Annotated in this window: 19 protein-coding genes and 1 tRNA gene; 13 read left to right on the forward strand and 7 right to left on the reverse strand. The window is 38.4% G+C overall.

Translation table 11 applies throughout. The annotated features are described in order from the left end of the window. The first annotated feature begins 156 nt into the window (after positions 1-156). Both AC012T_RS18485 and AC012T_RS18490 read left to right on the forward strand, forming a co-directional pair. Positions 157-2,175, forward strand: a complete 2,019-nt coding sequence (locus AC012T_RS18485) for a glycoside hydrolase family 10-like protein (protein WP_487060197.1) — start codon at positions 157-159, stop codon at positions 2,173-2,175. A 138-nt stretch (positions 2,176-2,313) separates the two neighbouring features. Next, a tRNA-Val gene (locus AC012T_RS18490) sits at positions 2,314-2,387 on the forward strand. A gap of 350 nt (positions 2,388-2,737) precedes the next feature. Here the strand turns inward: AC012T_RS18490 and AC012T_RS18495 are convergent. Continuing rightward, on the reverse strand, positions 2,738-3,151 hold the full coding sequence (locus tag AC012T_RS18495) for a tetratricopeptide repeat protein (RefSeq protein WP_487060198.1): 414 nt from the start codon (positions 3,149-3,151) through the stop codon (positions 2,738-2,740). Positions 3,152-3,188: 37 nt separating this feature from the next. Then, positions 3,189-3,419, reverse strand: a complete 231-nt coding sequence (locus AC012T_RS18500) for a protein-tyrosine phosphatase family protein (RefSeq protein ID WP_487060199.1) — start codon at positions 3,417-3,419, stop codon at positions 3,189-3,191. Positions 3,420-3,457: 38 nt separating this feature from the next. On the opposite strand from AC012T_RS18500, the gene AC012T_RS18505 reads away from it, so the two are divergent. After that, positions 3,458-3,715: a hypothetical protein gene (locus AC012T_RS18505; RefSeq protein ID WP_487060200.1), complete on the forward strand. Its 258-nt coding sequence runs from the start codon at positions 3,458-3,460 to the stop codon at positions 3,713-3,715. A gap of 875 nt (positions 3,716-4,590) precedes the next feature. On the opposite strand, the gene AC012T_RS18510 is transcribed toward AC012T_RS18505, so the two are convergent. The 4 genes from AC012T_RS18510 to AC012T_RS18525 form a co-directional block, all read right to left on the reverse strand. After that, positions 4,591-6,102 (reverse strand): serine/threonine protein kinase, encoded by a 1,512-nt coding sequence (locus AC012T_RS18510; protein WP_487060202.1) that lies wholly within the window; start codon positions 6,100-6,102, stop codon positions 4,591-4,593. 69 nt (positions 6,103-6,171) lie between these two features. Next, a complete protein-coding gene (locus AC012T_RS18515) occupies positions 6,172-7,731 on the reverse strand; it encodes a serine/threonine protein kinase (protein ID WP_487060203.1) in 1,560 nt (519 codons plus the stop codon). A gap of 388 nt (positions 7,732-8,119) precedes the next feature. Continuing rightward, positions 8,120-9,304, reverse strand: coding sequence for an esterase-like activity of phytase family protein (locus AC012T_RS18520; protein ID WP_487060204.1), 1,185 nt, complete (start codon positions 9,302-9,304; stop codon positions 8,120-8,122). A gap of 61 nt (positions 9,305-9,365) precedes the next feature. Continuing rightward, a complete protein-coding gene (locus tag AC012T_RS18525) occupies positions 9,366-10,847 on the reverse strand; it encodes a TM0106 family RecB-like putative nuclease (RefSeq protein ID WP_487060205.1) in 1,482 nt (493 codons plus the stop codon). 309 nt (positions 10,848-11,156) lie between these two features. On the opposite strand from AC012T_RS18525, the gene AC012T_RS18530 reads away from it, so the two are divergent. From AC012T_RS18530 to AC012T_RS18565, 8 genes are all read left to right on the forward strand, one after another. Then, positions 11,157-12,314, forward strand: a complete 1,158-nt coding sequence (locus tag AC012T_RS18530) for an aminotransferase class V-fold PLP-dependent enzyme (protein ID WP_487060206.1) — start codon at positions 11,157-11,159, stop codon at positions 12,312-12,314. Between the two features lie 402 nt (positions 12,315-12,716). Continuing rightward, the gene (locus tag AC012T_RS18535; protein ID WP_487060207.1) at positions 12,717-13,799 is read left to right on the forward strand and encodes a glycosyl transferase; all 1,083 of its coding nucleotides are present in this window, start codon (positions 12,717-12,719) and stop codon (positions 13,797-13,799) included. A gap of 178 nt (positions 13,800-13,977) precedes the next feature. Next, entirely contained in the window at positions 13,978-14,391 is a 414-nt protein-coding gene (locus AC012T_RS18540; protein ID WP_487060208.1) for a secondary thiamine-phosphate synthase enzyme YjbQ, read from the forward strand. 181 nt (positions 14,392-14,572) lie between these two features. Then, the gene (locus tag AC012T_RS18545) at positions 14,573-15,916 is read left to right on the forward strand and encodes a protein kinase domain-containing protein (RefSeq protein WP_487060209.1); all 1,344 of its coding nucleotides are present in this window, start codon (positions 14,573-14,575) and stop codon (positions 15,914-15,916) included. Positions 15,917-16,060: 144 nt separating this feature from the next. Then, positions 16,061-16,849: a Nif3-like dinuclear metal center hexameric protein gene (locus AC012T_RS18550; RefSeq protein WP_487060210.1), complete on the forward strand. Its 789-nt coding sequence runs from the start codon at positions 16,061-16,063 to the stop codon at positions 16,847-16,849. A gap of 305 nt (positions 16,850-17,154) precedes the next feature. Further along, complete coding sequence (locus tag AC012T_RS18555; protein ID WP_487060211.1) at positions 17,155-17,370, forward strand: hypothetical protein; 216 nt, start codon at positions 17,155-17,157, stop codon at positions 17,368-17,370. A gap of 560 nt (positions 17,371-17,930) precedes the next feature. Continuing rightward, complete coding sequence (locus AC012T_RS18560) at positions 17,931-18,083, forward strand: hypothetical protein (RefSeq protein ID WP_487066780.1); 153 nt, start codon at positions 17,931-17,933, stop codon at positions 18,081-18,083. A 222-nt stretch (positions 18,084-18,305) separates the two neighbouring features. Further along, positions 18,306-18,632 (forward strand): DUF6679 family protein, encoded by a 327-nt coding sequence (locus AC012T_RS18565; protein ID WP_015215395.1) that lies wholly within the window; start codon positions 18,306-18,308, stop codon positions 18,630-18,632. A gap of 18 nt (positions 18,633-18,650) precedes the next feature. On the opposite strand, the gene AC012T_RS18570 is transcribed toward AC012T_RS18565, so the two are convergent. Further along, the gene (locus AC012T_RS18570; RefSeq protein ID WP_487060212.1) at positions 18,651-20,336 is read right to left on the reverse strand and encodes an MBL fold metallo-hydrolase; all 1,686 of its coding nucleotides are present in this window, start codon (positions 20,334-20,336) and stop codon (positions 18,651-18,653) included. A 988-nt stretch (positions 20,337-21,324) separates the two neighbouring features. Between AC012T_RS18570 and AC012T_RS18575 the strand changes: the two genes are divergently transcribed. Together AC012T_RS18575 and AC012T_RS18580 are read left to right on the forward strand one after the other, a co-directional pair. Beyond that, on the forward strand, positions 21,325-26,739 hold the full coding sequence (locus tag AC012T_RS18575; protein ID WP_487060213.1) for a trifunctional serine/threonine-protein kinase/ATP-binding protein/sensor histidine kinase: 5,415 nt from the start codon (positions 21,325-21,327) through the stop codon (positions 26,737-26,739). Then, positions 26,720-26,866 (forward strand): hypothetical protein, encoded by a 147-nt coding sequence (locus AC012T_RS18580; RefSeq protein WP_487060214.1) that lies wholly within the window; start codon positions 26,720-26,722, stop codon positions 26,864-26,866. Before AC012T_RS18575 ends, AC012T_RS18580 begins: the two co-directional genes overlap by 20 nt. The last annotated feature ends 14 nt before the right edge of the window (positions 26,867-26,880 follow it).

Raw genomic sequence — 26,880 nt, forward strand, 5'->3', positions numbered from 1 at the left:
ATGCCCTTTCTTTTCTGGTTCTACACGGACAGGGTAAGGATACATAAAAACCTGTAATCAAAGCCCAGTATCATTTTTACTAAGCAAGCTCAAATTTCAAGCTGCAAAATTGTTAAATTAACAAAGGATGTGAATATTAACTAGCTGTAGGGAAAAATGGTATCTACTAAAACAACATTTCCAGATATCCAAAATCATTGGGCGCGTCCGTTTATTGAGGCTTTGGCGCAACGTCGGATTTTAAATGGTTATCCTGACGGGACTTTTCGCCCTGATAATTCTGTGACTCGTGCTGAGTTTGCTGCAATTATTGGCGCGGTATTTACTCAGTCGGTTAAACGCGATTATGTGCCTTTTGTGGATGTCCCCAATAACCACTGGGCTATTAATGCTATTAAAAAGGTCTACGAAACAGGTTTTTTGGTGGGTTATCCTGATAAGCGTTTTGGTATCAGTGAAAGGATTTCTAGGGGTGATGTCTTAGTTGCGATGGTCAATGGTTTGGAAATTGCTGCTAAGGTTGAAGCTGATCTGGTAAAAGGATTACCACAAATTTATCAAGATGCTGATGCTATTCCTAACTATGCTATAAATCAAATTGCGATCGCATCTCGTGTCGGTTGGGTGGCTAGTTATCCCAATATCAAATTACTCAATCCCAAAATAGCTGCTACTCGTGCAGATGTGGCTGTGATGGTCTATCAAGCTTTGGTATATCAGGGAAAAGCAGAAAAAATTGCTTCTGACTACATTGTGGTTCCACCAAATATTGTCTCTACACCCACGAATACAGTCAAGGTAAGTCATAGCCGCGAGTTTCGGGGTGCTTGGGTAACAACGGTATGGAATAGTGATTGGCCTTCCAAAGCGGGATTGTCTGTAGACCAGCAGAAAACTGAACTTCTGGCAATTATCCAACAATTACAATCTCTGAATTTTAATGCATTAGTTTTGCAGGTGCGACCAGAGGGAGATGCTTTATATGCTTCTGCGTTAGAACCTTGGAGTGCATGGATTACAGGAACTCAGGGAAAAGCACCAGAACCATTTTATGATCCTTTAGAATATGCGATCGCAGAATGCCATAAACGCAATATCGAACTTCATGCTTGGTTCAACCCCTACCGCGCCAAAACTACCACCAAAAGCGGTTCTAATGTCAGTCCCCACATAGCCATAACTAATCCCGAAGTCGTTTATCAATGGGGAAATCAATTATGGATGGACCCCGGCGCGAAAATCGTTCAAGATAGAGCCTATAACGTCATTATTGATGTTGTCAGCCGCTACGACTTAGATGGCATTCATCTAGATGACTATTTTTACCCCTATCCCATATCCGGTCAAACTTTCCCCGATAACAAAACCTACGCAGCTTATAAATCAAGCGGTGGGACACTTAACCTAGAAGACTGGCGACGGGAAAACGTCAATCAAATGGTATTACGCCTATCCCAGGGAATTAAAAAAACCAAATCTCACGTTAAATTTGGGATTAGTCCCTTTGGTATTTATCGCCCCGGACAACCAGCAGGTATTGTGGGCTTAGATGCCTATAATGTCCTATATGCCGATTCTAAAAAATGGTTACAGCAAGGTTGGATAGATTATTTAGCACCTCAACTTTATTGGCGCACCGATCAAACACAACAGAGTTATGAAGTCTTACTCAAATGGTGGACAGAAGCCAATACCAAACAGCGACACATTTACGTAGGTAACAATATTGGACAACTAGACGGTAAAGCCTGGAAAAATGAAGAGATAGGAAAGCAGATTATCATTACTCGCAACTTAGCAGGTAAACTTTCCTTAGGCAATATTTTCTTCAGCATGAGTTCTTTAACTGAAAATCGTCAAGGCATTGCTGACCAATTTAAAAATGCCTATTATCCCAGACCTGCAATAGTTCCTACCATGTCATGGCAAAGCACAATAGCGCCATCTCCCCCTAAAGAACTAAAATTCCAAAACGGTAGACTTAACTGGGAAGCAGGTGATAATCAACCTGTACGTTCTTGGACGCTGTACCGTCAAAGTGGCGATAGTTGGATAATTCAAAGAATTTTATCTACTGGTACTAATTTTGCGACTGTGCAACCTGGAACCTATGCAGTGTGTGCAGTAGATAGGTTGGGAAATGAGAGTATAGGTGTGACTATTGCAGTGAGTTGATGTCCATTCACCAATTTAATTTTGTTTAATTTTTGGCAACTTCGTGGAATCGGTCTGAGGATACGGAGTTTTTGTTTATTTAGGGTTTGCTCTTGTATTTTAGAAAAAAATATGCTACATTTGATAAGGCTTAGTTAAGGACGGTTAGCTCAGTTGGTTAGAGTACATCGTTGACATCGATGGGGTCGTTGGTTCGAATCCAATACCGTCCATATTTGTAAAGTGACTAAATTATTTGTCGCCGATGACACATATGATAGCTTCTAACTCTTTGTGACTAGGGCGAGAATTAAAATGAAACCTTTCCCACCGAAGGGGAAACGCATCTTAGCAATAAGGACATTTTAATCTCAATAATGACCAAAATATTCGCATTAATGCCTACTTATTGATAATAATCTAGCCCATCACCATGACTCTAAAAAAATCAATCAAACGATAAATTTGGATTTCTTCGTTTATACATTAAAACGGTATTTTGTCAATAAAATTTAGATGCGTTTCCCCTGGTATTGGTTAAGTTAGCTTGTTTGGTATATCAGGGATGTATGGCTACTAACTGCTAAATTAAAAATAGTTTTTGCATCAATCTTGCTCTAGTTTGTTGTGTGTCTACATCATTTGGATTTATTTTGAGTGCCTTTGTATAATCGGCTATCGCCATTAGATAACACTGGGATAAGTCAATTTTTAGGTGGTATGTTGCCTTCACCAGCCAGTCGGGATTTTTGGATAAAGACTGATACTCAGCTAAAATCTCTCCCCAAAACTTATAAATCTCTGCGCGATTAACATAAGCAGTAGCGTAATCTGGATTAATCTCAATAGCTTTGCTGTAGTCTTTAAAAGAAAATACTGTATTTGGCACTATACCAGCATCTAGGTCTTCAATGTAGATTAATCCCCTTTGTAGATAAGCGTTGTAATTATTAGGATTCTGTTCTATTTCCCTGTTTAAATCTTCTATGTTTTTCATATTTATTAGTGAACGCTAAATTAGCTGGACTGAATTTTTATGAATTAATAAATCTGGTGATCATTATCACTGAACGCGATAGATGCATTTCTAATTCTAATCCTGTATTTTCTGCCTGTTGCTGTTCATGATCCAGAAAATCATTTTCATCTGGCGAACCTAAATTCAAAACAGATTTCAAATCGACTGTTGCTAATTCTTTCATTTGCTCAGATGAAATTTGTTCAGCAATACTTAGGTCATCACTAACTTTTTTTATGTCACTCATTCTTATTTCTCTTTGTGTAATACAAAATTAATAAAAAGATGCTAAAACCTTATCTGCGTGATGATCGAAAAGCATTTGCATCATCGTTAATAAACTCAATTTGTTTTGTTAAACCTAATGATTTTATAGTTGCACGTTTATGTGCAGCTAACTGGGGATTGATTTCAACTAATTTTGCATATAGCGTTTCTTTATCACATGAGATACATCATAGCCCCCTCCCCGCAAGCGATGAGGGGGTTGGGGGTGGGGTTGTTGTACCTCACTCAACCGATAAACGCTATATACATCTTTAGCACGAATCCATCACCTGCATAAAGACTCACTATGCAAATTCTCCCTGTTGGGAAGTTATCCAAACTACAAGAAATATATTACCGCACGATTTCTAGACGCTGCTATAATTTGGGTTTAGTATTGTCAAAATCGTGCAATTCTAACCAATTTTTTGGCATAAAAGAAGATTTCCAGTTACTAAAAATTCAGATTATCAAGAGTGTGTTTGCTCACTCCATAATTTAATTACTGTAAGTCTATCGACAAAGAGTAGATTAAGGATGAATACAGAGTAACATATCAATTCAGAGAAAATCAAGTAGTTAGATAATTAGCTATCTAGGTAGGTAGTAACATAAAAGATAATCACTGGAGTTTAGACTAAGCAATGAAAAAAGACTCAGCAGGGCTGAGTAAATCAGAGACTTAGCAAAAGTATTAGCAAAGCTCGAATATTAAAAAGTAACAGATGGTTTTTTACGTGGCTTACTTACCTCTTTTAACTCTTGGACGGCGGTTTTTACGGAAACTGGATTTTCCTGTTTCCCAACTGGGAGACTTTCCTTGGTGTAAAGATGCTTCCCTCCGTCTGCAATCCTCCCATCGAAATTATTACTCTCCAGAAGAAAAAGTAGTAAAATGTATACGTACAGCCTGGTTGTTCGTATTTTTAAGGCACATAAGTCACGAACTACAGCGAATTTCATTTAAATGAGATACAAACTTGAATAATGAAACTCTTGTGGTGCGGGCATCTTGCCCGCTAGGAGGTACATACCTAGCAGTGAAATCCGCTGTATCTAATTGCGACTTTAAATTAGAATTAGCAACGATTAATTAGCACGTCTAAAACGACCTAGAAAATGGCTTAGGCTTCATGCTATATACTGACTAATTATCCAACTATCTTAGTTTTTGATTCTATTTTTTGTAATATTTGAGATTGCATTAATTTATACTGTTGCTTCAACAGCTTCTTGCTGACTTGGGGTTGAGAAGAAGATGGTAGTTGCTGACTTTGTTGAATCCAAGTCGTCAATTTTTGGCCTTTTATGGGAGAGATGGCACTTCTAATAACGCTAAAACATTTATGAGTTGGTTCTAGAGTGAAGAAAATCAAAGGGTAAGATTTACTTGCTGCTAATGCTGATATCATCTGAAGATTCTGGGGATTTTGCATATCTAGGTAACAGGGCAACCATTTAGGGCCTAGTTCCCGATGATAAAGTACTGTTAACCACAGCAGCATCGGATGGGGAGAGGTGATAAAGATAAACTGGTTGTAGGGGTTAGTATGGGCGTGATTTTTAATTTCCTGTTGAGGTAACATTAGCCACAAAGCCGCTACATATCCTTTGGCAGTATCTATCATTTGAGGAAAAACAATTTCCTGAATGGGTTTATTTTCAGGCCAAACAAGATGCTCATAGGGATTGGTGATTTTTCCGGGAGATTTAGAAACCAAGGAACGATTAGAAGTGGATGAATGAGCTAAACTTATGCTTGCTTTTTGTTGACTAGATTTTTCTACATCACTCAATACCTGCAAAATTTGGGCTATATTTTGGGGGCGGTTTTCCGGCTTCTTGGCCAGACAAGCCATAATTAAATCATTTAACTTCTGAGGCACTTGAATATAGGGATTTGCATCAGCGATCGCTTTTGGAGCTTCAAAACGATGCGCTTTATACCAAGCACCAAAATAGTTAGTTTCTGGCTGCCAAGGTTTTTGTCCTGTCAGCATCTCAAACATCATCACACCCAAGCTATAAATATCAGAACGACCATCTAATTCTTCCCCATCTAATTGTTCTGGTGAACAGTAAGGTAAGGTTCCATGAAACCCTTTAGTGTGAATTGCCGTTGAAGAATTTAAAAATTTTGCAATCCCAAAGTCTAAAATTTTGGCTAATTGCCCCAATATTGGATCAGGAATCACAATTATATTAGCTGGTTTAATATCTCTATGAACTAGTTGATAATTGATGCCGTCAATTTTAGTTCCTTGATGAGCGCACTGTAAGCCTAAACAAATCTGGCGTAATAAAGTGAAAAACATTGGCAAAGAAATGGGGATTAATTCCTTCAAAATCTTGCCAGATAGATATTCCATTACATAAAATGGCTTACCATTTTGACTGACACCGTAATCATAAGCCCGCACAATATGTATACTTTTTTGACTCAGTGCAGCACTCAAAAGAGCTTCCCGGTTAAAGCTGGCTTGAATTTTTGGGTTAACTACAGTCTGGGATAAAAATTTTATGGCAACTGGTGTACCTCCTAGCAAAATATCGTGTGCTAAAAAAACTTCACCCATGCCACCTTTACCGATTAACTGCTTAAGTTGATAACGGTTGACAAGCAACTCCTGATTTTCTGGAGACGCAAATGGCCTGGTGTTCACTTTAATAACCTCTTAATTAAAACGGGGTAAATAAAATTTTTTTAATAGTTGAGATTGGCAGATATATGATTAAGATTTAAATAAGTCTAAAAATTTATCTAGCCAATACTTAAAAAAGAATGCAGGATTTTTAGAATTCGTATTTAGCTTTTTGTTAACTTCTACTTTGATTTTTTCATACTCAATTTTTAACAAATTCTTGGCTTCTTGGGGAGAGAGAACTGGATCAATCTTTTGACTTGAATTTATAACATCAGTTAGATATTGACGTTGTTTAGCTGTCAGTAAGAAAGTTATAACATTGGTACATTTAAGAGGATCTTCATGGGCAAAAAATAGTAAGTGATAATACCCGATCTCTGCTAAGTTACGCAAGATTTTTTCTTCTTTAGAATTTTTTATATCTAAGTAATAAGATAACCATCTCAGCAGAGAATATGATTCATCATGGAGCATTGTCAACCACAGTACCATGGGATACTCATCCATTTTACTAATAAAGTCAATAGTATATGTTTTTTCTGTAAATTTCTGAATTTCTGCTTGCGGTAACATAGCCCAAAAAGTTGGTATATTACCTTGTGGAGTAGTTAAAAGATATGGAAAACAAATTAATGCAACTGGTTTATTCTTGGGCCACTGTTTTTGCCAACATATTTGCTCAGAGAATGATGTGAAAGGTACTAGGTTTAAATCTTTAGAGGATACACCCGTATTGTTAAGTTGTGCCTTAATTTTAGCTAAATCTTCTAATATCTTACTGGCACTATCGGGTCTATCATTCACATCTTTTGCTAAACAATGCATGACTAATTGCTGCAATTCTTGAGGAATTTTTACATTGGGATTAACTTCTTCAAATGTAGGTGGTGCTTGGATACAATGAAGTTTACACCAAGTACTAAAAGAGTGACTTTTTGTATGAAATGGATGTTTACCTGTCAGCATTTCATACATCACAACGCCCAAACTATAAATATCTGAGCGCACATCCAAGATTTTGTATCCTTGCATATGTTCTGGAGATGAGTAAGGTAAACTACCTATAAATGATTCAGTCATTGTCATCCCACCTGTCTCACTTAAAAATTTGGCAATACCAAAGTCAAGAATTTTGACTATTTCTAGTCTGTTGTCATAGTTATGAATGAATATGTTTTCTGGTTTAATATCTCTATGAAGAATTGGATAAATTTTACCTTGAAGGGTGACACCTTGGTGAGCGCAATGTAATCCTAAACAAATTTGTTGACAGATTTCTATAAATTTTGATGTATTTAAACTTTCGACTTTAAGAATCTGTTTGATGGTTCTTCCTTGTAGATATTCCATGACGTAAAATGGCACTCTTTCATTAGTAATGCCATAGGTCAATACACGGCTAATATGTGGACTTTTTTTACCTAATTGAGAGCCAATAAAAATTTCTCTGCCAAAACGGTCAGCTAATTCCTGGTTAACTATATTTAAGGAGAGCATTTTAACTGCAACTAACATACAGCCTTTGGTAACATCTTCGGCTAGGTAAACTCTACCCATTCCCCCTTTACCAAGTAAGTCTCTGATTAAATAACGATTGTTTAATAATTTGCCAATATAGATGTCTGATGGTGTTTTGTATTCATTCATATCCTGGCTATTATGTTACACACAAAATAAGTATGGGTATTTACTACAGGATACTTTATCAAAATTATTACAGCTATTGTTTCTCTGTATCTATATAAATCTCAATAATAGCCTTAATCCTGTGAGAGGGTATTTATTGAATCCAGTAAAATTAACATACAGCAGATTGTCACTGAGTGAGGTACAAATTATCTTGGCAGCGAGCGGAGTTCACTTCCTAGCCGTTTACTCCATTTACTTGAAAAATGCTGTAACTTCACTTTTTTTCAATTTTGTTAGTTACCTAATCTTATGTAACATATTTTAGCAATAATTGTGTTACTTAAATAGTACTTAAATTACGTTGAAATGGCTATTAAATTTTATCAGTAATTATACTTATTGGCAGCTATTGATTCCTGGGAATTTGCAGCAGGTCTAATAACCTGTCCAGTGGTGATTCGAGTTTGAGTTTAAAGGCTAGGATTTGGGTGCGTTGTAGTTTATTGAAGTTATTATCACTGACGAGAATTAATGAGGTTTGTCCGTCAGGTAATTTAGCACCAAGGGTTAAACCTTCAATGTTGTCTAATGCTACATCTAGGGTTTGTAAATCTAGGAGTAGTTTTTTCTTTACTGGTTTTATTTTTGTGATGTCAATGGTTGACAAACTATCAATTTTGTGAATGTTGTCAGCATTTTCTAAGGAAACCTGAAACAGAGAAATAGCTAGTCCCAAGCCGGTAAAAGACCTTTCTAGACTCAGGAAGTGTCCTTGATTATCTAGGGAGAGTAAATCAGGTAATCCGCTGTCGAACCTACCTGTAAAATTGAATAGGGGTGTGACTGGTTCGGTCTGGTAGAGGAATTCTTGTTCTGGTTGGTTGTTGGCAAGGTTGTACTGCAAAATCCGGCAATTAGTACCAAGGCTAGGTTTAGCTGCGGCACCATCTTGAATTAAAGCGTTTTCGGTGGCTGTAAATAGGGTTTTGTTATCGGGTGTAATGGTGAGACTTTCAAAAGCTAAGTTATTACGTATACCTTGTAGACCTTTTTGATTTGGTAAAAATTTATTTGGTATGGGGAGGGTGCTAATAATCTGGCCGGAAGCTAGGGAGAATTTTTGAATAAAGGGATTAATTGATCGCTGAACATCACCTTCTGATGAGATGAATAGAGCCGCTTGATTAGTTAAAGCGATACCTTCTGTGTCAGTAGTATTAGGTTTAAATGTTTGATTATTAGCATCTAATAGGGTGGTAATCTTGACGGGAACTACGCCGTTTTTTGTTAATTTACCTTGGCTGAGGTCGATTTTTAGTGTATAAAATCGAGCAGGAGCTTTTTGTCCTCTATCATCAGAGATGGCATAATAGAGGTCATTTTTAGCGTCGTAAGTAATTGCTGATAATCCTCCCAATTCGGTATTTTGGAAAGATAATCCTGTGGGTAAGATGGCTTCACCAATAAAGTCTATATTTTTGATTTTGACGGCTGCGGTGGCAAAATTACTGAAAAATAGTGTGATAATGATGACGGAAATGATCAAGTAAATAATTTGTGATGGTTTGCAAAGTTTTTTAATAAGTTGCATGAATTAAAATAATTCGTAATTTGTAATTATTGAGGCTACGGTTCCCGTTAGGGATACGTAATTAGGTTGGTGATTCCTCCTGGCTTGTTAATAGTTTGACATATTCGTTCTGGATAAAGTTGACTAGCCAATCTTTCACTTTATGGGTGGCACGACAGTCGTCTTCGTTGTAGCGTTGGATTAGTTCTAGTAAGGTACGATCGCTCGTTTCTAACCATTGATCATACCAGTAAATACATTTTGCCCCACTAGCATCTTGATCACGCCACTCAAATCCTAGCCAACGTGCGATCGCTTTTAAAGCATAACTCTCTATTGGTAACGCCACATTTTGGGTGAGTTGTTCATAAATATCAACAAAGCGATCTAGTACTGGCCCGACTGAAGAGTAGGGTGTGCGGTAAAGTTTCCCTAGTTTTTTCACTGTATCAAATTCGTAAGCACAAAAATGATAAATTGGCGCTTGGGGATATTGCCAAACTAAATCCAAAAATTGTTGCCAAATCTGCGCTTCTTGGGCTGGTGTTTCTGCTAAAAATGAATAAAACTGTTGTGTATTAGTTTCTCTATCAACGACCAAAACCCCTAACAGGTAATTTAAGTTTAAGTCTGGTTGTGCCTCAATATCAAAATATAGCTCGATGGGGGCTGTAAGTGTGAGTTTTTCTTGGGGTAGGGTGTAGGGTAAGATTAAAGGCTGTTTTGTGAATACTGATTTTGCTTGGACTATGAGTTTAGCTGCGACTTCGGCATCAAATCCCACCAGGTTTTCTAAGGTGCTGGGACTGGTGTTAACAAGTGCTTCTAAGGTGGTGGTAGATAGTGCTTGCAGTTGAGTGTAGCGGATGGGTGTGACACCTGGTAAGAGTGAGAGGTGTTGCTGAGATTGTGCGATCGCATAACAATGATTATACCAGTGACAGAGATTGCATTTTTGCCGAGCAATAAATACTTCTGGTGCTTCTGGTGACTCAATTACTTGAATATATTCCGCCAAAATCTCCAACATTTGCGGTGTCCATTTATCTAAGTCCACCACATAATTTGAGTCTTTATTTCGCAATATCAACCAAGCTTCTTCAAGTAGGACTTCCTGTACTGTCCCCGCAATTTCAGCATGAAAAGCAGCAACAACTTGATATTCTTGTTTAGGACGTTTACCTAGTTGGATATCCACCGGTACATAAAACCAGTCTCCAAAACAAGATTTTCCTCGCTGTTTGATCAGTAAATCTGGACGACTCAGCAGGGTATATTTGTCAGCATAAGTAGCTAATAAAACTCCACGATAAATGGAATCTACCCCTTGCTGCATCAATTCTATGGTAGTAGATGCACCTGCTGGCCAGTCTCTGGGAGGATACTCTGGTTGGTGATAAGGTACGTTTTCTAGCACACTTTGCTGATGGCTGATTTTGTCTTGTTGCACCTTCACCAGCAATTCATGGGGAACGTCTCGCTGCTTATAGTCCCCATGAGTGTCTAAATATGGTCGTCGTTTACAGCGTTGGTATTGTAATAGGAGTTCGGCATTAATTAACATCCTTTTAAATTAACAATAATTAGGGGATTTTAGGACAAAAAAGAAGAGGCAGGGGGCAAGAAGCAGGGAGCAGAGGGGAATAGAATTAATAGGAATAGAATTAATATGGGGTTTTAAGTTAAATGGTGGATTTACAGCAGATTGCAGATAAATGAGGTATAGAATCTAAATTTAAAGTCATACCTAAGCCAGTACAGAGCGATGAGTAACGAGTAAGAAGGAGGGTCAAGCACTCGGTACTCGGTACTTGGTACTCACAACTCTTTTGACTTCTGCTACATAATCTAAAATCCAAAATCCAAAATTGATATGTTGCATCACCATCGCGCACAATTTCCAGCTTTAGCGAATAAGGTTTATTTTAATTATGGCGGACAAGGGCCAATGCCTCAAGGGGCTATGGATGCTATTACCCAAAGTCAAGCGCACATTCAGGATATTGGGCCTTTTGGAACTGAGGCTTATCGCTGGATTTCTCCCCAAATGGATGCTGCCAAAGAAGCGATCGCATCCCTATTAAATGTACCAAACCACACAATAACCCTCACAGGTAATGTCACAATTGGCTGTAATATCGGAATGTGGGGAATTGACTGGCAAGCTGGCGATCATTTGCTGCTTTCAGACTGCGAACACCCTGGAGTTATTGCCACTGCTAAAGAAATTAGCCGTAGATTTGCGGTAGAAGTTAGCACTTGTCCCCTCATGGCAACTTTAAATGAGGGAGATCCTGCCAGTATTATTGCCCAAAACCTGCGCCCCAATACAAAGCTTGTCGTTTTAAGTCATGTTTTGTGGAATACAGGTCAAGTTTTACCTATTGACAAAATTACAGAAATATGTAGAAATAACAATTCTCTGTTATTGGTAGATGCGGCTCAATCAGTGGGCGTACTCCCTTTAAATTTAACAGAATTGGGTGTAGATTTCTATGCATTCACTGGTCACAAGTGGTTATGCGGCCCTGCGGGTGTTGGTGGTTTATATGTCAGAGAGGAAGCCAGGGAAAGGTTACAACCGACCTTTATCGGGTTAAATGGGGTAATTACCAATAATCAAGCACAACCGATAAATTGGCAACCAGATGGGAGAAGATATGAAGTGTCAACCCTAGCTACACCATTGTATGTGGGTTTAAGGAGTGCGATCGCAACTCATCAAGAATGGGGAACAGCAGAAGAACGATATCACCAAATTTGCAGAAATAGTGAATATCTTTGGCAACATTTAACAGCATTACCTGATGTCAAATGTTTAAAAAATACTCCACCCGAAAGCGGTTTAGTGTCTTTTCAACTTACCAATAATCAGCCTCATGCAAATTTAGTGCAATTTTTAGAATCGCAAAAAATATTAACTAGAGTAATTGCCAATCCTAATTGTATCCGCGTCAGCGTTCATTACTTAACCTTAGAATCAGAAATTGACCAATTAATCAAAGTTATCGAAATGTTTTCACGTCTATAGATTTCGACTCCCATACAAGTAAGAGCATGTTTGAAAAGTTTAAGGACGTATAATTTGTCATTCTGTTCGCGTTCACGTAGTGTGCCGTAGGCATAGCGTGGTGTTAGCCATGTGGAGTCTTACGCAACGAAGAATCTGGAGTTTAGCCCACATACTGAGATGCTTCGTTCCTCAGCATGACATGGAAGGAGACTTTTCAAACACCCTCTAAGTGTAAAATTACAAATCTTCCTTCTTTCTTCTTTCTTCTTCCTTTGCTACGCAACGCGAACGCGAACGCGTTCTTTGCGTTCTTTGCGGTACATTTAATCCATATTCTTCTTAGAAGGGAGTAATAGAAATACAAATAAAATACCTCTCTTCCTTACTCATTTGCGTGAGATAAACGAAATCTAAAAAACCATGAAACGCCCAATTTTATATATACCAATCACCAATCACGGCTTTGGTCATACTACCCGCACCGCATCAATAGCCGCAACAATTCAAAAATTATGTCCAGAAGTGCTACTAATTCTTGTCACAACAGCACCTCGATGGCTATTAGAATCTTATATAAAAGGTGATTTTATCCTCCGTCAACGCGCATTTGACTTAGGTGTAGTGCAAACTGATAGCTTGACAATGGATAAACTAGCAACCTTAGCAAAATTACAGGAAATTCAAAAAAAGCAAAATTCTTTAATTGCATCTGAAGTTAATTTTATCCGTCAAAATCGCGTTAATCTCATCTTGGCAGATATTCCTTTTCTCGCTGCTGGGTTTGCCAAAGCTGCAAATATCCCCTGTTGGATGACAAGTAACTTTAGTTGGGATTTTATTTATCGAGACTGGGGAGGAGAATTTATAGAAATTGCCGATTGGATTAGCGATTGGTATACTAAAAGCGATCGCTTGTTTCGCCTTCCCTTTCATGAAAATATGTCAGCATTCCCCAATATAATAGATGTAGGTTTAACAGGTGGTTCTCCCCACTTCTCTACCAATGAAATACGCACCCCTTGGGGAATAACTGCACCACCAGAAAAAACTATATTACTCACCTTTGGGGGTTTGGGTTTACAAGCAATTCCTTATCATAATGTCAGTCAATTTCCTGATTGGCAATTTATCACCTTTGATGCCGCAGCACCAGATTTACCTAACTTAATTAAAGTTCAAGATCGTCAATATCGTCCTGTAGATTTTATGCCAATTTGTGGACGAGTTGTTTCTAAACCTGGTTATAGCACTTTTGCAGAAGCTACCCGTTTAGAACTACCTATAGTTACCATACCCCGTGATGATTTTGCAGAAGCTGATTTGTTATTAGCAGGAATAAAGAATTATAACCATCATCAAATTCTCACACCAACAGAGTTTTTTAAAGGAAATTGGGACTTTCTCCATGACTCACCCCAAGCACCAAAGCAACCGCAACCAATAGCCAAAGATGGCAATGAAACTATAGCCAAAGCCGTAATTAATTATTTTCAGTCAATTTAAATAGCAGGGAACAGGGAATATATTTGAAAGTATTTTGGTGTCTAGGTTTGATGATTGTGCTTAAATTGAGTACAGCGCGGCGCTGTGCTGACCTTATGCCCTGCATCACATAAATCCAGATTCTACCCGTTTGCAGTATACTATATGTTCTCACCCAGTTACTAATTACCAATTACCAATGACACATCACCAAAAATTACTAAGGGTTTCCACAACTGGCAAATCTTTTCAAAATATTACCTCAAAAGTTGCTGCCATAGTTGCAGAATCTGGGGTAAAAATTGGACTCTGCACATTGTTTTTACGTCACACTTCAGCCAGTTTAGTCATTCAAGAAAATGCAGATCCTGATGTACTAATAGACTTAGCAAATTTCATGACTAAATTAGTACCAGAAGACAATCATTATATCCATGATGCCGAAGGTAAAGATGATATGCCAGGACATATCCGCACAGTATTAACTCATACTTCTGAAACCATTCCTATTAATAATGGTTATTTAGTATTGGGAACATGGCAAGGTATTTATATTTGGGAACACCGCCAGCATAATCATACCAGAGAATTGGTAGTACACATTTCTGACTAGAGGCCATTTTAAAACTCATAAACTTATAATATTTATGCACTTACCTTAATTCATTAAACTTAATAAAAGCTCATTGCTGGCTACATATCGTACAATGATTATACCAGTAGAGCAATAAATAGCTGACTACAAACAAAACTGTTACTTCACATTTATTTAACCATAATTTCTAATCTTTCCCATGTCACCTAAAGTTACTCTCACTATCACCCAAGGTAAATTTTCTGGAAAGCAATATATTTTTGAATCTCGCAGTACTTGTATCATTGGCAGAAATCATGATTGCAACCTGCAATTAGCCAAGGAAATTGATATGACTATTTCCCGTTATCACTGCTTACTAGATATTAACCCTCCAGATATTCGATTACGAGACTTGGGGAGTTTAAATGGCACTTTTGTTAATAATGAAAAAATCGGTCAAAGAAAACGTAATCAAACTGCACAAGAAGGTTTAACGTTAAATTTTCCAGAATATGATTTACAAGATGGTGATGAAATTAAATTGGGTGATACTCTTTTTAAAGTCGGTGTAGAAGTAGAAGCATCAGAAATCACGAAAACACCCAAAATACTTGAAGAAGAAGTAAAACCTAATTATTTAAATATTGTTCAACGCTTACTAGGATTAGCCGCAAGTGGTGATCAAACCCTGCAAGCAATATCCGGTTATCAGTTAGTTAGGTCTCTTGGTAAAGGTCGGTTTGGTGAAGTATTTTTAGCACAACATAGCCAGGCTAGAAAATTTGTAGCGCTAAAGGTAATGTTACCTGCGGTTAATAGTCAAGAACGAGGTGTACAGAAGTTTCTACAGGAAGTAGAAAATACCAAATTTTTACAAAATTCCCATGTGGTACAATTGTTAGATTATGGCTTTGCTGAACAAACTTTCTTTTTTACAATGGAATATTGTGAAAGTGGGAATATTTGGGATTTCATGCAAAAGTTAGGATGGCGTTTACCTGTTAATATTGCTGTAGACATAATTCTCCAAGTTCTTGATGGTTTAATATATGCTCATCAAGCGGAAATTCCTTATGTTGAATCAGCTGATGGCAAACTAGTAAAAGGCAAAGGTTTGGTTCACCGTGATTTAAATCCCAACAATATTTTGATCACCAATATCAATGACAAAATAGTAGCAAAAATAGGGGATTATGGTTTAGCTAAAGCTTTTGACTTAGCTGGGTTAAGTGGTCAAACTTTGACAGGATCTCAAATGGGTACACCCGCGTTTATACCACGTCAGCAGGTACTAGATTTTAAGCACGCCTTACCAGAAGTTGATGTTTGGGCAACAGCTGCTTGTTTGTATAATATGTTAACAGGTTATTTCCCCAGGGATTTTACTGGTGATCCTTGGTTGGCAGTATTGCAAAATGATCCTGTACCTATTCATAAGCGCAATAACAGTATCCCTCAAAAGTTAGCGAAAGTAATAGATTTAGCCTTGGTGGAGAAGCCGCAAATTACTTTTCAAACAGCGGATGAGTTTAAACAAGAATTGATTAAAAGTATTAAATAGTTGCTTTTAAGTATTTCAACGCAAGATTAACAATCATCTCACCTAATCAGCAAGGACGGGGTTTAATCATCGTATTTTCAAGGGCAGGAATTAGGATATAATCAAATTTATGTATAATTACTGATAGAAATACTGAGAATACCTATGAAAATCGCTGATTTAATCACCTGGTTTGAAGAATGGGCAAATCCTGCTTGGTGTGAAAATTGGGATAATTGTGGTTGGCAGATTGAGCCTGGTGTGTTAAAGGAAGAAGCAAGAGTGTTGGTGTGTTTAACGCCAACTTTAGCAGTAATGCAAGAGGCAATATCTAGCAATGCTAATCTGATTTTTGCCCATCATCCCCTCATTTTTAATCCCCCTAAATCTCTACGCAGTGGGGAAGGGTTGACAGAAATGGCAAGGTTAGCTTTTATTCACAATATCGGTATCTACAGCGCCCATACAAATTTTGATCAGGTAAATGATGGCACAGCGGATGTTTTAGCACAAATGCTACACCTGCACGCAGTATCTCCCATAGTTCCCACCCAAGCAGGATTAGGATATGGACGTGTGGGAATGCTAGAACCATCTTTAACATTGCAGGCATTACTCAGCACTATTCAAGTTCAACTTCACCCCCCAAAGTTGATTTTTTCCCCTACGGCTGACTTGCAACAGCAGATTTCACGAGTTGCTGTTTTGGGTGGTTCGGGGGCTGGTTTTATTTCCGCAGTGGTGAAAACCAAGGCCCAGGCATATCTCACTGCTGATTGTAAATTCCATCAATTCCAAGAAAGTAGAGATAGGGAACTGATTTTAATTGATGCTGGGCATTATGCCACTGAACGCCCGGCGTGCGATCGCTTGGTACAAAAATTCCAGTTACTCAACTTAGATTGGGTGCAATTGAGTCAAAAAGACGAAGATTTTCGCCAGTTTTTACCTTGATTAAATCTTTTAGCACTTTGTGCTTTTAAATACTGATTTTAAAAAAATACGACCCAATTAAAGTATTATTAAATACAAAGCCAATATTTGATTTGTTGGATAAGTTTCGTATTAATAAGTACATTGCTGTATTAAGTGCTTAGTTTGAAACCCATACATAACAAGATTTATGTTTTTTATTTGTGATTCAGATCACAATAAAAATGTAACTATAATCACTAATAAAGCTGTCCCATATCAATGCTTTTAGAGAGCAAGTGTCACAGACTATAAATGACAAATTATTTGTTATGCCCTATTTACTTATGATTCGTACACTTATCGCATCTGCCTTCCAAACTGGATATCTTAGTGTTGAATCAGAGGGTTTACTCCATCAAGTGCTGGTAACTAGGTGCTATCAGTCAGATGATTTAAAAGCTCTTGCTGCCCTATACGAAGCAATCCACACAGGTCAAATAAAGCGAGAAGCTTGCTCTAAGAACCTGATCGAATTGCCCGCTCTCAACAAATCTAACTAAGTAAATGTCCGATCAAACTGGACATAACGCCAGTTTTGCTCCTTGCTCAAATTTTGACCTTTATTACTCAGATAGAACATTTGAAAATCCCCTTCGTGTCGGGTAAGCGTGAATCCTGCCTGAGAGCTACTAATATAAAAATCTATAAGTTTTTAAACAGTGACAATATTGTCACCTATTTCCGTATATGCACAAGTATGCAGTAGGACTATTTGTAAAAGTGAGAAACTTCCTGCTGAGTATAGTCAGAAAAAATTTTTACTAGTTAATTCAGTCTAAAATTACTGACTAGTGCTATCTAAAAATCAAAAAATCTCCCAATTCCAAATATTTTTGCCCCGACAGGTTGCCTATTCTACAGAATAATTTATCGTTTTTTATCCCTGTAAGTGGTTATTATCAAGCCAAATACACCTGTAATATTTCAGGTTACAAATAAAAACTTAAAACTATTCGGTGATTGTTGTTTAAAACCATGAAGGTCAGCCTGAGAATGAGTTAAGATCAAGTACATTAGGGTTAAAACTAAAGCCAAGTCCCCAGACTTCCTAGAAATGCCAATGACTACAAGTAGGCAACTCAAACAACCGCAATCATCGCTTGTTTTGCAGTACTATTTATTACATGATGGTAGTAAGGAATCACCACCACATATTCACCTGGTTAGGACAACTCCAGAAATGTTTGACTTCTATGAAGTAGACATTGTCTAAAATAAGCCCAAAAGAGATTGAGTTCAACTAAATGCAGTAACTATTAGTTTATGACCCAAGATTTCCCTATATCCAAACTACTACAACCGAGTCGTTGGATTGGGTTAATAAACACAATAATTCTGAACCGTGAAATTGACCTCTTGAGGGTGTATTGTAACTGGGGTAAGACCCAGATTTTGAAAAGTTTAACTACGTTGTTTAAAAAGGCAGAAGCAGTACATGCTACACCGCAAGATTTATCAACTGTGTTGCGACGGGCGGGAGGTATGTGTTTTTTTGCGGGATCAGCAACGCTGGATAGAGCGGGCCCGCATCATCGATATAGAGGGTGATTTAGTGACTCTACGCTATGAAACAGACGAAGAAGACGAAGTTTGTTCTTGGGAAGAGATGGTTCGGCTAGAAAGCATTGGCGCTGTAACGCAAAAATTAGCTTCCGTACCACGGGGTAATGTGGAACCTCTCACAACAGAAGATTGTCCTGAAGCGGAACGTATCCGTAACCATTACACTGACTTAAATCCAGAGTCAGGGGAATATCAATAATTTAGATTGATTCAGGATTCATGATTCAGATAGGCTCTCAAAGGCAGGGCAGTAACCTTCAAGGGTAACTTTGAAGTTATATAACGGGGCGGCGGGATTCCAACACCGTTGCCCTCTTTGGTATCGGCAAGTTCCACAACATTCTAGATCAGACAAAGCATAGCGATGCTTACGACGGTCTGCATCAACGCTATTCTGGTTGAGTAGTTCTCGTTGTGACAACCCCCGCAATACTATTTCCTCCCCCTGCCAACGGGCTTCTATTAAACCAGTATCAGCAAATTGCTGCCAACGAGGATCATCTGTAATTGTATCCGGAAGGGTAATTGTAATTACAGCCTCTAGCTCTGTCAACTCACCTTCATAATTAGTTTCAGGTGCAGAAGGTTGTAAAAATGTTTCCCCAATTGGTAATTCTACCAAAATGCCAGCTGCGGGAGAATGGACATGATAACGATTTTGTAACTCTTCTAAACCAGTTAGGTCAGCTAAGTAAGCAGGTGAACCGTGGACAAAAACGACGTGCTGGGGTCGTAAATTATGAATTAGCTGTGTTGTCCCAGGGCCATCACTATGTTGAGCCAAAAGATAACAATCAACAGTTGTTTTTGCTAAATATTCTTGATTAACTTTGATATCAATTTTTTCTGGTAAGAGAATTAGCCAAGGGCCAGTATTAGGTTGACAATATTTACTCAAATCCGCTGTAGAATCCGTAAGAACAATACAAGGGGAACTACCCAAAGTAGCCAAATTTTCTACTTTTAACCGCCGCACACGAGGACGCACTCGTTCATCCCAAAATAAAGGTTGATGGCGGGCAAAGTTCTGGACTGATGAAGGAAGATGGGATAACAGTTCTAAATAAGCATCACAACCAGTAGCAACAGCACCATCAACCCAAATATCTAAATCTTTACCGGTAAAATGGTGATGAGAGCGTAACAGCATTAACAATTCTTGGCCTAACCCTAAAGCAGGTGTAGGTAAAATTACGGAACAATGATCAGTGATGGCTCGATTAATTCTTTCTGCTAATTGATTTTCTTGGTTGCGTCGGTGGGGATGACGGGATGTTCCATAATTACCTTCAATTAACAGCACATCTATATTTAAACCCCGTAATTCCTCTAAACGTAACCCTTCGACTAATCTAGAATTGGATAAAAAGAAATCACCCGTATAAAGTAACTTGTAATCACGTTCTTGGGTATGGTAGGTGAGGAGAATAGCTACAGCCCCTGGTAAATGACCTGCGGGAAATAACTCTACTACAAGATTTTCTTGAATTTCTATAGGCGATTGTAATGGCAGCGCCTGACATAATAAAGGAATTTCTTGGGGATCTTGTTCTGGCCAATTTAGTGGTAGTAACTTGCTAGTCACCTCACTAGCATAGATAGGTAACAGTGGAAAAGCTTGATTTAGAGCCAACAAACCTCTAGCATGATCTGGATGAGCATGACTAATCAATACTAAATCTACTGGTAATGGTGAATTACCTCTCTGTGCTGATTTAGTAATTCCTTTAGAAAGGGATGAGATATCCGCTAAACCACAATCTAACAAAATGCGGTGTGGCCCCATTCGCACTAGTAGACATACACCTTCATCTTGATGCTGAACGCTATAGGGTAAGCATTCTAATTCATTAGCTGTTTCCCCAGCATCAGGGCCAGAGGATACCGACAGATCATTCCTCATGCTCTCCTGCTCCATAAAACTAATCCAATACCGGAATTATCCAGACATTGAGGTTTATTTCCTGCTTCCTCCGGGACTGTCGGTATTTAACCCCGTCCACAGGCAGACACGACTAAGCAAGCCGCCTTTGATAGATTAATTGCGGCATATAGTCTTTATCTAGACTAGCACCGCAAATAAGATAGTTGTACACTCACTCTATCTAAGTAACGGCATTGAGTGTTGATTTTCACAGGAAAACCCTTGACTTAACCCGCAGTTAAATTTTTTATTACGGGGTTTAGCTGAATCTGAATCATCGCTCATATCACAGGACTTCCGCAACTGGTACATTGGTAAGGTGCGTCAGACTGCATGAATCTAGTAAATAAACAGATTTTTGATATCTGACGCACCCTACAATAGATTTCTGGTGTGACACGCAGCTTTAGTCCTATATCAATGTGCAGAACCATTGCCATGATAGTTGTCTGAATCATAATATCCATTTTTTGTGCCGAAAAATAAGCACGCAAAGGTAAATACAACTGTTAATCCCACTAAAATCAGCTTTACATCCATCTGTTTACCATCCTTGATTCAAGACCTTTTTATATTAATAGTGTGATTGTGTCTTGATGTGGAATCACTAGAAAATCTTTACTATGCTTGGGGAAATTGGGCAATAAGTATAATTAAGTAGTCGGACAACATTAAATTCACTCGTTTAGATAGGGAACAGGGAACAGAAAAATCAGTTGTGTAATTAATTCTGTTTCATTACTTATCTCATTAATTTAGATTCTATTCTAAACCTTTCCCCCTGCCTCTTCCAGTCAGGTGAAAAGGGAGTATAAGCCCCAAGGAAGCTGATACAGGGTGGAGTCTAAGCCTCGTCACGGTCTTTCCTCTTGCTCCCTGATCCTTTTCTTCTTGTTGATGTGAGTGATCCATGATTTCCTACATCATTTGGGAATAATAAAGTATCATACCTCCAGGATGTAGTCATATGGCTAGCACTCAAATTGATATTTCGGGATACCAGATTAAGGAAGAACTATATCAAGGTTCTAGAACTGTTGTTTATCAAGGAGTTAGAGTAATTGACTCCTTACCAGTAGTGATTAAGCTGCTGAAAAATCCTTCTCCCACTTTTAATGAGTTGGTGCAGTTTCGCAATCAGTACACCATTGCCAAAAATCTCCAGCAATCTGAAATTATTCAAACTTACAGCTTAGAAGTATACAACAATAGTTATGCTTTAGTGATGGAAGACTTTGGGGGAGTATCTCTCAATGAATGGATACAAAAATATGAGAAAAAACTATCTCTCAGTAATTTTCTGGACGTAGCTATATCTTTATGCAACATCTTAGATATTATTTACCGTCACCGCATTATTCATAAAGATATAAAACCAGCCAATATTTTAATTAATCCTGAAACTAAACAAGTTAAATTAATTGACTTTAGTATTTCTTCTCTGCTGCCACGAGAAACTCAAAGTTTAATCAGTGCCAATGTTTTAGAAGGAACTCTAGCTTATATTTCCCCCGAACAAACTGGACGGATGAATCGGTGTGTTGAATACCGGACAGATTTTTATTCTTTGGGTATAACATTTTACGAATTACTGACGGGAGAATTACCTTTTCAGTCAGAAGATGCGATGGAATTGGTACATTGTCAGATTGCGAAAGCCGCACCTTTAATACATGAAATAAATCCCACTATTCCATCTGTATTATCAGAAATTGTCAAAAAACTGATGGCGAAAAATGCAGAAGGCCGCTATCAAAGTGCATTAGGGCTGAAGTATGATTTAGAAAATTGCCTGCGGCAACTGAAGGAAACAGGGACAATTACAGACTTTCCCATTGCACAAAGGGATTTGTGCGATCGCTTTATTATTCCTGACAAGCTTTATGGACGGGAAACCGAAGTAGAAACACTAATCCAAGCATTTGAGCGTGTCAGTGTCGGGACAACCGAAATGATGCTGATAGCTGGGTTCTCTGGGATTGGGAAAACTGCGGTTGTTAATGAAGTTCACAAACCAATTGTGAGAAAACATGGTTATTTTATTAAAGGTAAATATGACCAATTTAATCGCAATATTCCCTTTTCAGCATTTGTCCAAGCTTTCCGGGATTTAATGGGGCAATTGTTGACAGAAAGTGATGCTCAAATCCAAACATGGAAAAGTAAGATTTTAGCGGCTGTAGGTGAAAATGGACAGGTAATTCTTGAAGTCATTCCTGAATTAGAAAGAATTATTGGTCAACAACCACCAGTCATCAAACTATCAGGAACTTCTGCCCAAAATAGATTTAATTTATTATTCCATAATTTTGTTCAGGTATTCACTACTAAGGAACATCCTTTAGTGATGTTTTTAGATGATTTACAGTGGGCAGATTTGGCATCTCTGAAGTTGATAGAGTTGCTGATGAGTGAATCAGTCGGAGGATATTTATTATTAATTGGTGCTTATCGAGATAATGAAGTTTCATCTGCTCATCCTTTGATGTTCAGTTTGGAAGAAATTAGGAAAGCCCAAGCCACAGTCAATACTATTACCCTTGCTCCCCTTAGTAACTCTAGTTTAAATCAATTGGTGGCAGATACGCTGAGTTGTTCAGCAGAAATTGCCCAACCATTAACAGAATTAGTTTATCAAAAAACTCAGGGAAATCCATTTTTTAGTACGCAGTTTCTGAAGGCACTGTATGAAGATGCAATAATTAAATTTGATTGGGAAGGGGGAAATTGGCAGTGTAATATTGTTGCAGTTAAGGAGTTATCGCTCTCTGATGATGTTGTTGAATTTATGGCATTGCAGTTACAGAAATTGCCAGAAAAAACACAGGAGATTTTAAAGTTTGCAGCGTGTATTGGTAATCAATTCGACCTCGTGACATTGGCGATTATTTGGGAAAAGTCGGAAACTGAAACCGCTACAGTCCTATGGAAAGCATTACAAGAAGGACTGATTTTACCCCAGAGTGAAGTTTATAAATTTTATGTGGGGAGGGAAGTACTGGATGGGGTAAAAGGTTCTCAGGTTGTCACCTACAAATTCCTACACGATCGCGTTCAGCAAGCTGCATACTCATTGATTCCAGAAGAGCAAAAGCAGTATACACATTACCGAATTGGTCAATTGTTGCTGCAAGGGTTATCCCAGACGGAACAGGAGGAGAGGATTTTTGATATTGTCAACCAATTGAATCTGGGGCAAGCTGTTATTGCTACCACTGAGCAAAAACAACAACTGGCTAATCTAAATTTAAAAGCTGGACAAAAAGCTAAACTCTCAGCAGCCTATCAAGCGGCTCAGGATTATTGCACCATTGGGATGGGTTTATTATCCCCAGATGCTTGGCATGAAAATTATACACTCATGTACAGTTTGCATCGTGATGGTTCCGAAGCAGCTTATCTTTGTAGTAACTTTGACCAAGCCGAAGTCCTGTATGGGGAGACGCTCAAATATGCTCAAACTGCCCTGGATAAAGCCATAATTTATCGGGTGCAGATGACCCAGTACCAGCTTCAGGGACGAAATGGTGAAGCGATCGCTATTCAACGTCAAAGTTTACAGCTGCTGGGGTGGACAATGCCCACAGAGGCAGAGATGATCCAATCTAGCCTGGATGCAGAAATCGCCACGGTTCAGCAATTTATAGAGCAGCATACCATTGAGTCAATTCTTGCCGCCCCCAAAATGACAGATGCCAGGATGGCAGAAATACTGCGAATTTTACAAATTCTGTTCTATGCTGCATGGCTTGATGGTCAACCGACTTTAGCATTACTCGCCCTCGCCAAGATGACCACACTGTCATTACAGTATGGTAATAGCGATATGTCTCCCTTTGGCTATGCTGGCTATGGCTTAATTGCTAATGGTGTCCTCAAGGACTGCGCTACTGCTTATCAGTTTGGGGAAATGGCAGTACAGCTTTGTGAACAGTTTGACAATGCTGATGTGCGTGGTATGACTAATTTCATCTTTGCCGCTGATGTGCATAGCTGGAATCGTCCTATTCGAGAGGCGGATACATACTATAACAACGCTTACAAATATGGGATGGAAGCTGGAAACTGGCTAACAGTAGGCTTTATGATGATGCAGAGTGGTTCTGATCGCCTGACCTATGGTAAAAACTTAGATGATTTGTATGCGATCGCTCAAAACCACGCAGCTTTTCTGGATCAAATCAAAAGCTTAGATAACCTGAATGCCTTAACAGTTGGAGTAATTCAACCGATCCGCCAACTCCTTGGTTTGACCAAAACGTCGTTTACCTTTGATGATGACAGCTTTAGTGAAGCCCAGTATTTGCAAAAATACGTCCATGCTCCCTATCATTTGGCTTGGTTATATTCTGTCAAAATTCGCCATGCCTATTTATTTGCTCATCAAGCTGTATACCCTGATTTAATCCCCCAACTGAGCATTATTGAAAACACTATTTCCAGTCATGCAAAAGTTCCTTCCAGCGTTTTTTATGTGGCATTAATGCACCTCGCTTTAGCTGAAGCAGCTTCCGAAGATTCTGAGCGTCAACACCATTTACAAGCACTCATCCCTCTAGAAGAACGCTTGAATCTGTGGGCAAAAGCTTGTCCTCAAAATCTTCTGCACAAATGTCTACTCATCCAAGCAGAAAAAGCCAGACTCAACAAACAAAAAACCGAGGCAATTGAACTTTATGATCAGGCAATTACCCAAGCTAAAGCAAACAAGTATGGCTACGAAGAAGGGTTAGCCAATGAACTGGCAACTAAATTCTACCTTGACTGGGGCAAAGAAAAAGTTGCCGCAGCTTATATGCAGGAAGCATACTATTGCTATGCCCGTTGGGGTGCAAAAGCCAAAAACGATGACTTAGAAAAACGTTATCCTCAACTGCTGCAACCCATCCTGCAACAACAAAAAATTGGTTTCAATGCCCTAGACTCCTTAGCTACTCTTGTCAGTACCTCAACTTCCTCATCTACTTCCACTTTGAGAACTAGTATTTCAGATGTACTAGATTTAGCTTCAGTCCTCAAAGCAGCTCAAGCGATTTCTAGTTCTCTGGAATTACAGGAACTTATCGCCCATCTGACTCGCATTATCTTAGAAAACTCTGGCGCGGAAAAATCTGTAGTCATTCTTCCCCAAGATAATGAATGGCAAGTTCGCGCAACCACCTTTATCGATCACCATTCAAATTCTCAGAGTAATATTAAAACCATTCTTGATTCACAACTACTAGATACTTGTGAGGATATCCCTAAAAAAATCATCAATTACGTTAAAAATACCCAAAAAACTGTAATTATAGACAATTGCCAAACAGATATTCCTGGTGTGATTGGGAAATATATGCTGCAATATCAACCCCAAAGTGTATTATGCACACCGATTATTAAACAAGGGCATTTGTTAGGGATTATATATCTAGAAAACAAGTTAACAAGCGGGGTGTTTTCTAAGGAACGGCTACAGATCATCAAACTACTTTCCTCCCAAGCAGCAATATCTCTAGAAAATTCTCAGCTTTACCAACAAGCACAACAAGCTTTACAGAATTTACAAGCAGCACAATTACAAATTGTGCAAAGTGAAAAAATGTCTGCATTAGGTAACTTAGTGGCTGGAGTAGCCCATGAAATGAATAATCCTTTGGGCTTTATTTCTGCTACTCTCGAACAAGCTAAACCCAGCTTGGATGATATTTTTGAACACTTAAAACTATATCAAGAAAGCTTTCCCAATCCATCTCCCAAAATTATTCATCATGCCGAGAAAATTGACTTAGATTATAGCTTGGAAGACTTACCCAAGATGATTAACTCAATGACAGTAGCCTGCGATCGTCTCTGCAACATTAGCACTAGCTTAAGAACTTTTTCCCGCATGGATAAAGATTATAAAGTTCCTTTTAATATTCATGAAGGTATTGATAGCACAATTTTAATTCTCAAGCATCGCCTAAAAGCTAGTCAACAACATCCAGAGATTGAAGTAACTACAAACTATGGTGATTTATCTCTGGTGGAATGTTTCCCTGGCCAATTAAATCAGGTATTTATGAATATTCTAGCAAATGCCATTGATGCTTTAGAAGAATCAAATACTGGGAGGAGTTTTAGCGACATTCAAGCAAATCCCAACTGCATTACAATTACAACATCAATGGAAAATCACCAAGCCAAGATTCAGATTGCTGATAATGGTAATGGGATGAGTGAAGCCATCAAACAAGAGATTTTCGATCATTTATTTACTACTAAAGCTGTAGGTAAAGGGACAGGTTTAGGACTAGCGATCGCACGTCAAATTGTTACCGAAACTCATAATGGCAAGTTGAGTTGTAATTCTATTCTGGGTAAGGGGACAGAATTTGTGATTGAAATTCCACTCTCATGAACTACCCCAGGCTACTAGGACAAATTTAGTACATTTCTGTTTTCTAGCCGAATCAGCACCAGTTTCTGCTAAAATTCCTCAAGCGGTTCCCGGAAAAATTCCCCAAACCATTCCTCAACCTGTTTGAACTATCTTGGTAAT

This window comes from Anabaena sp. EIM26 (genome assembly GCF_057568715.1).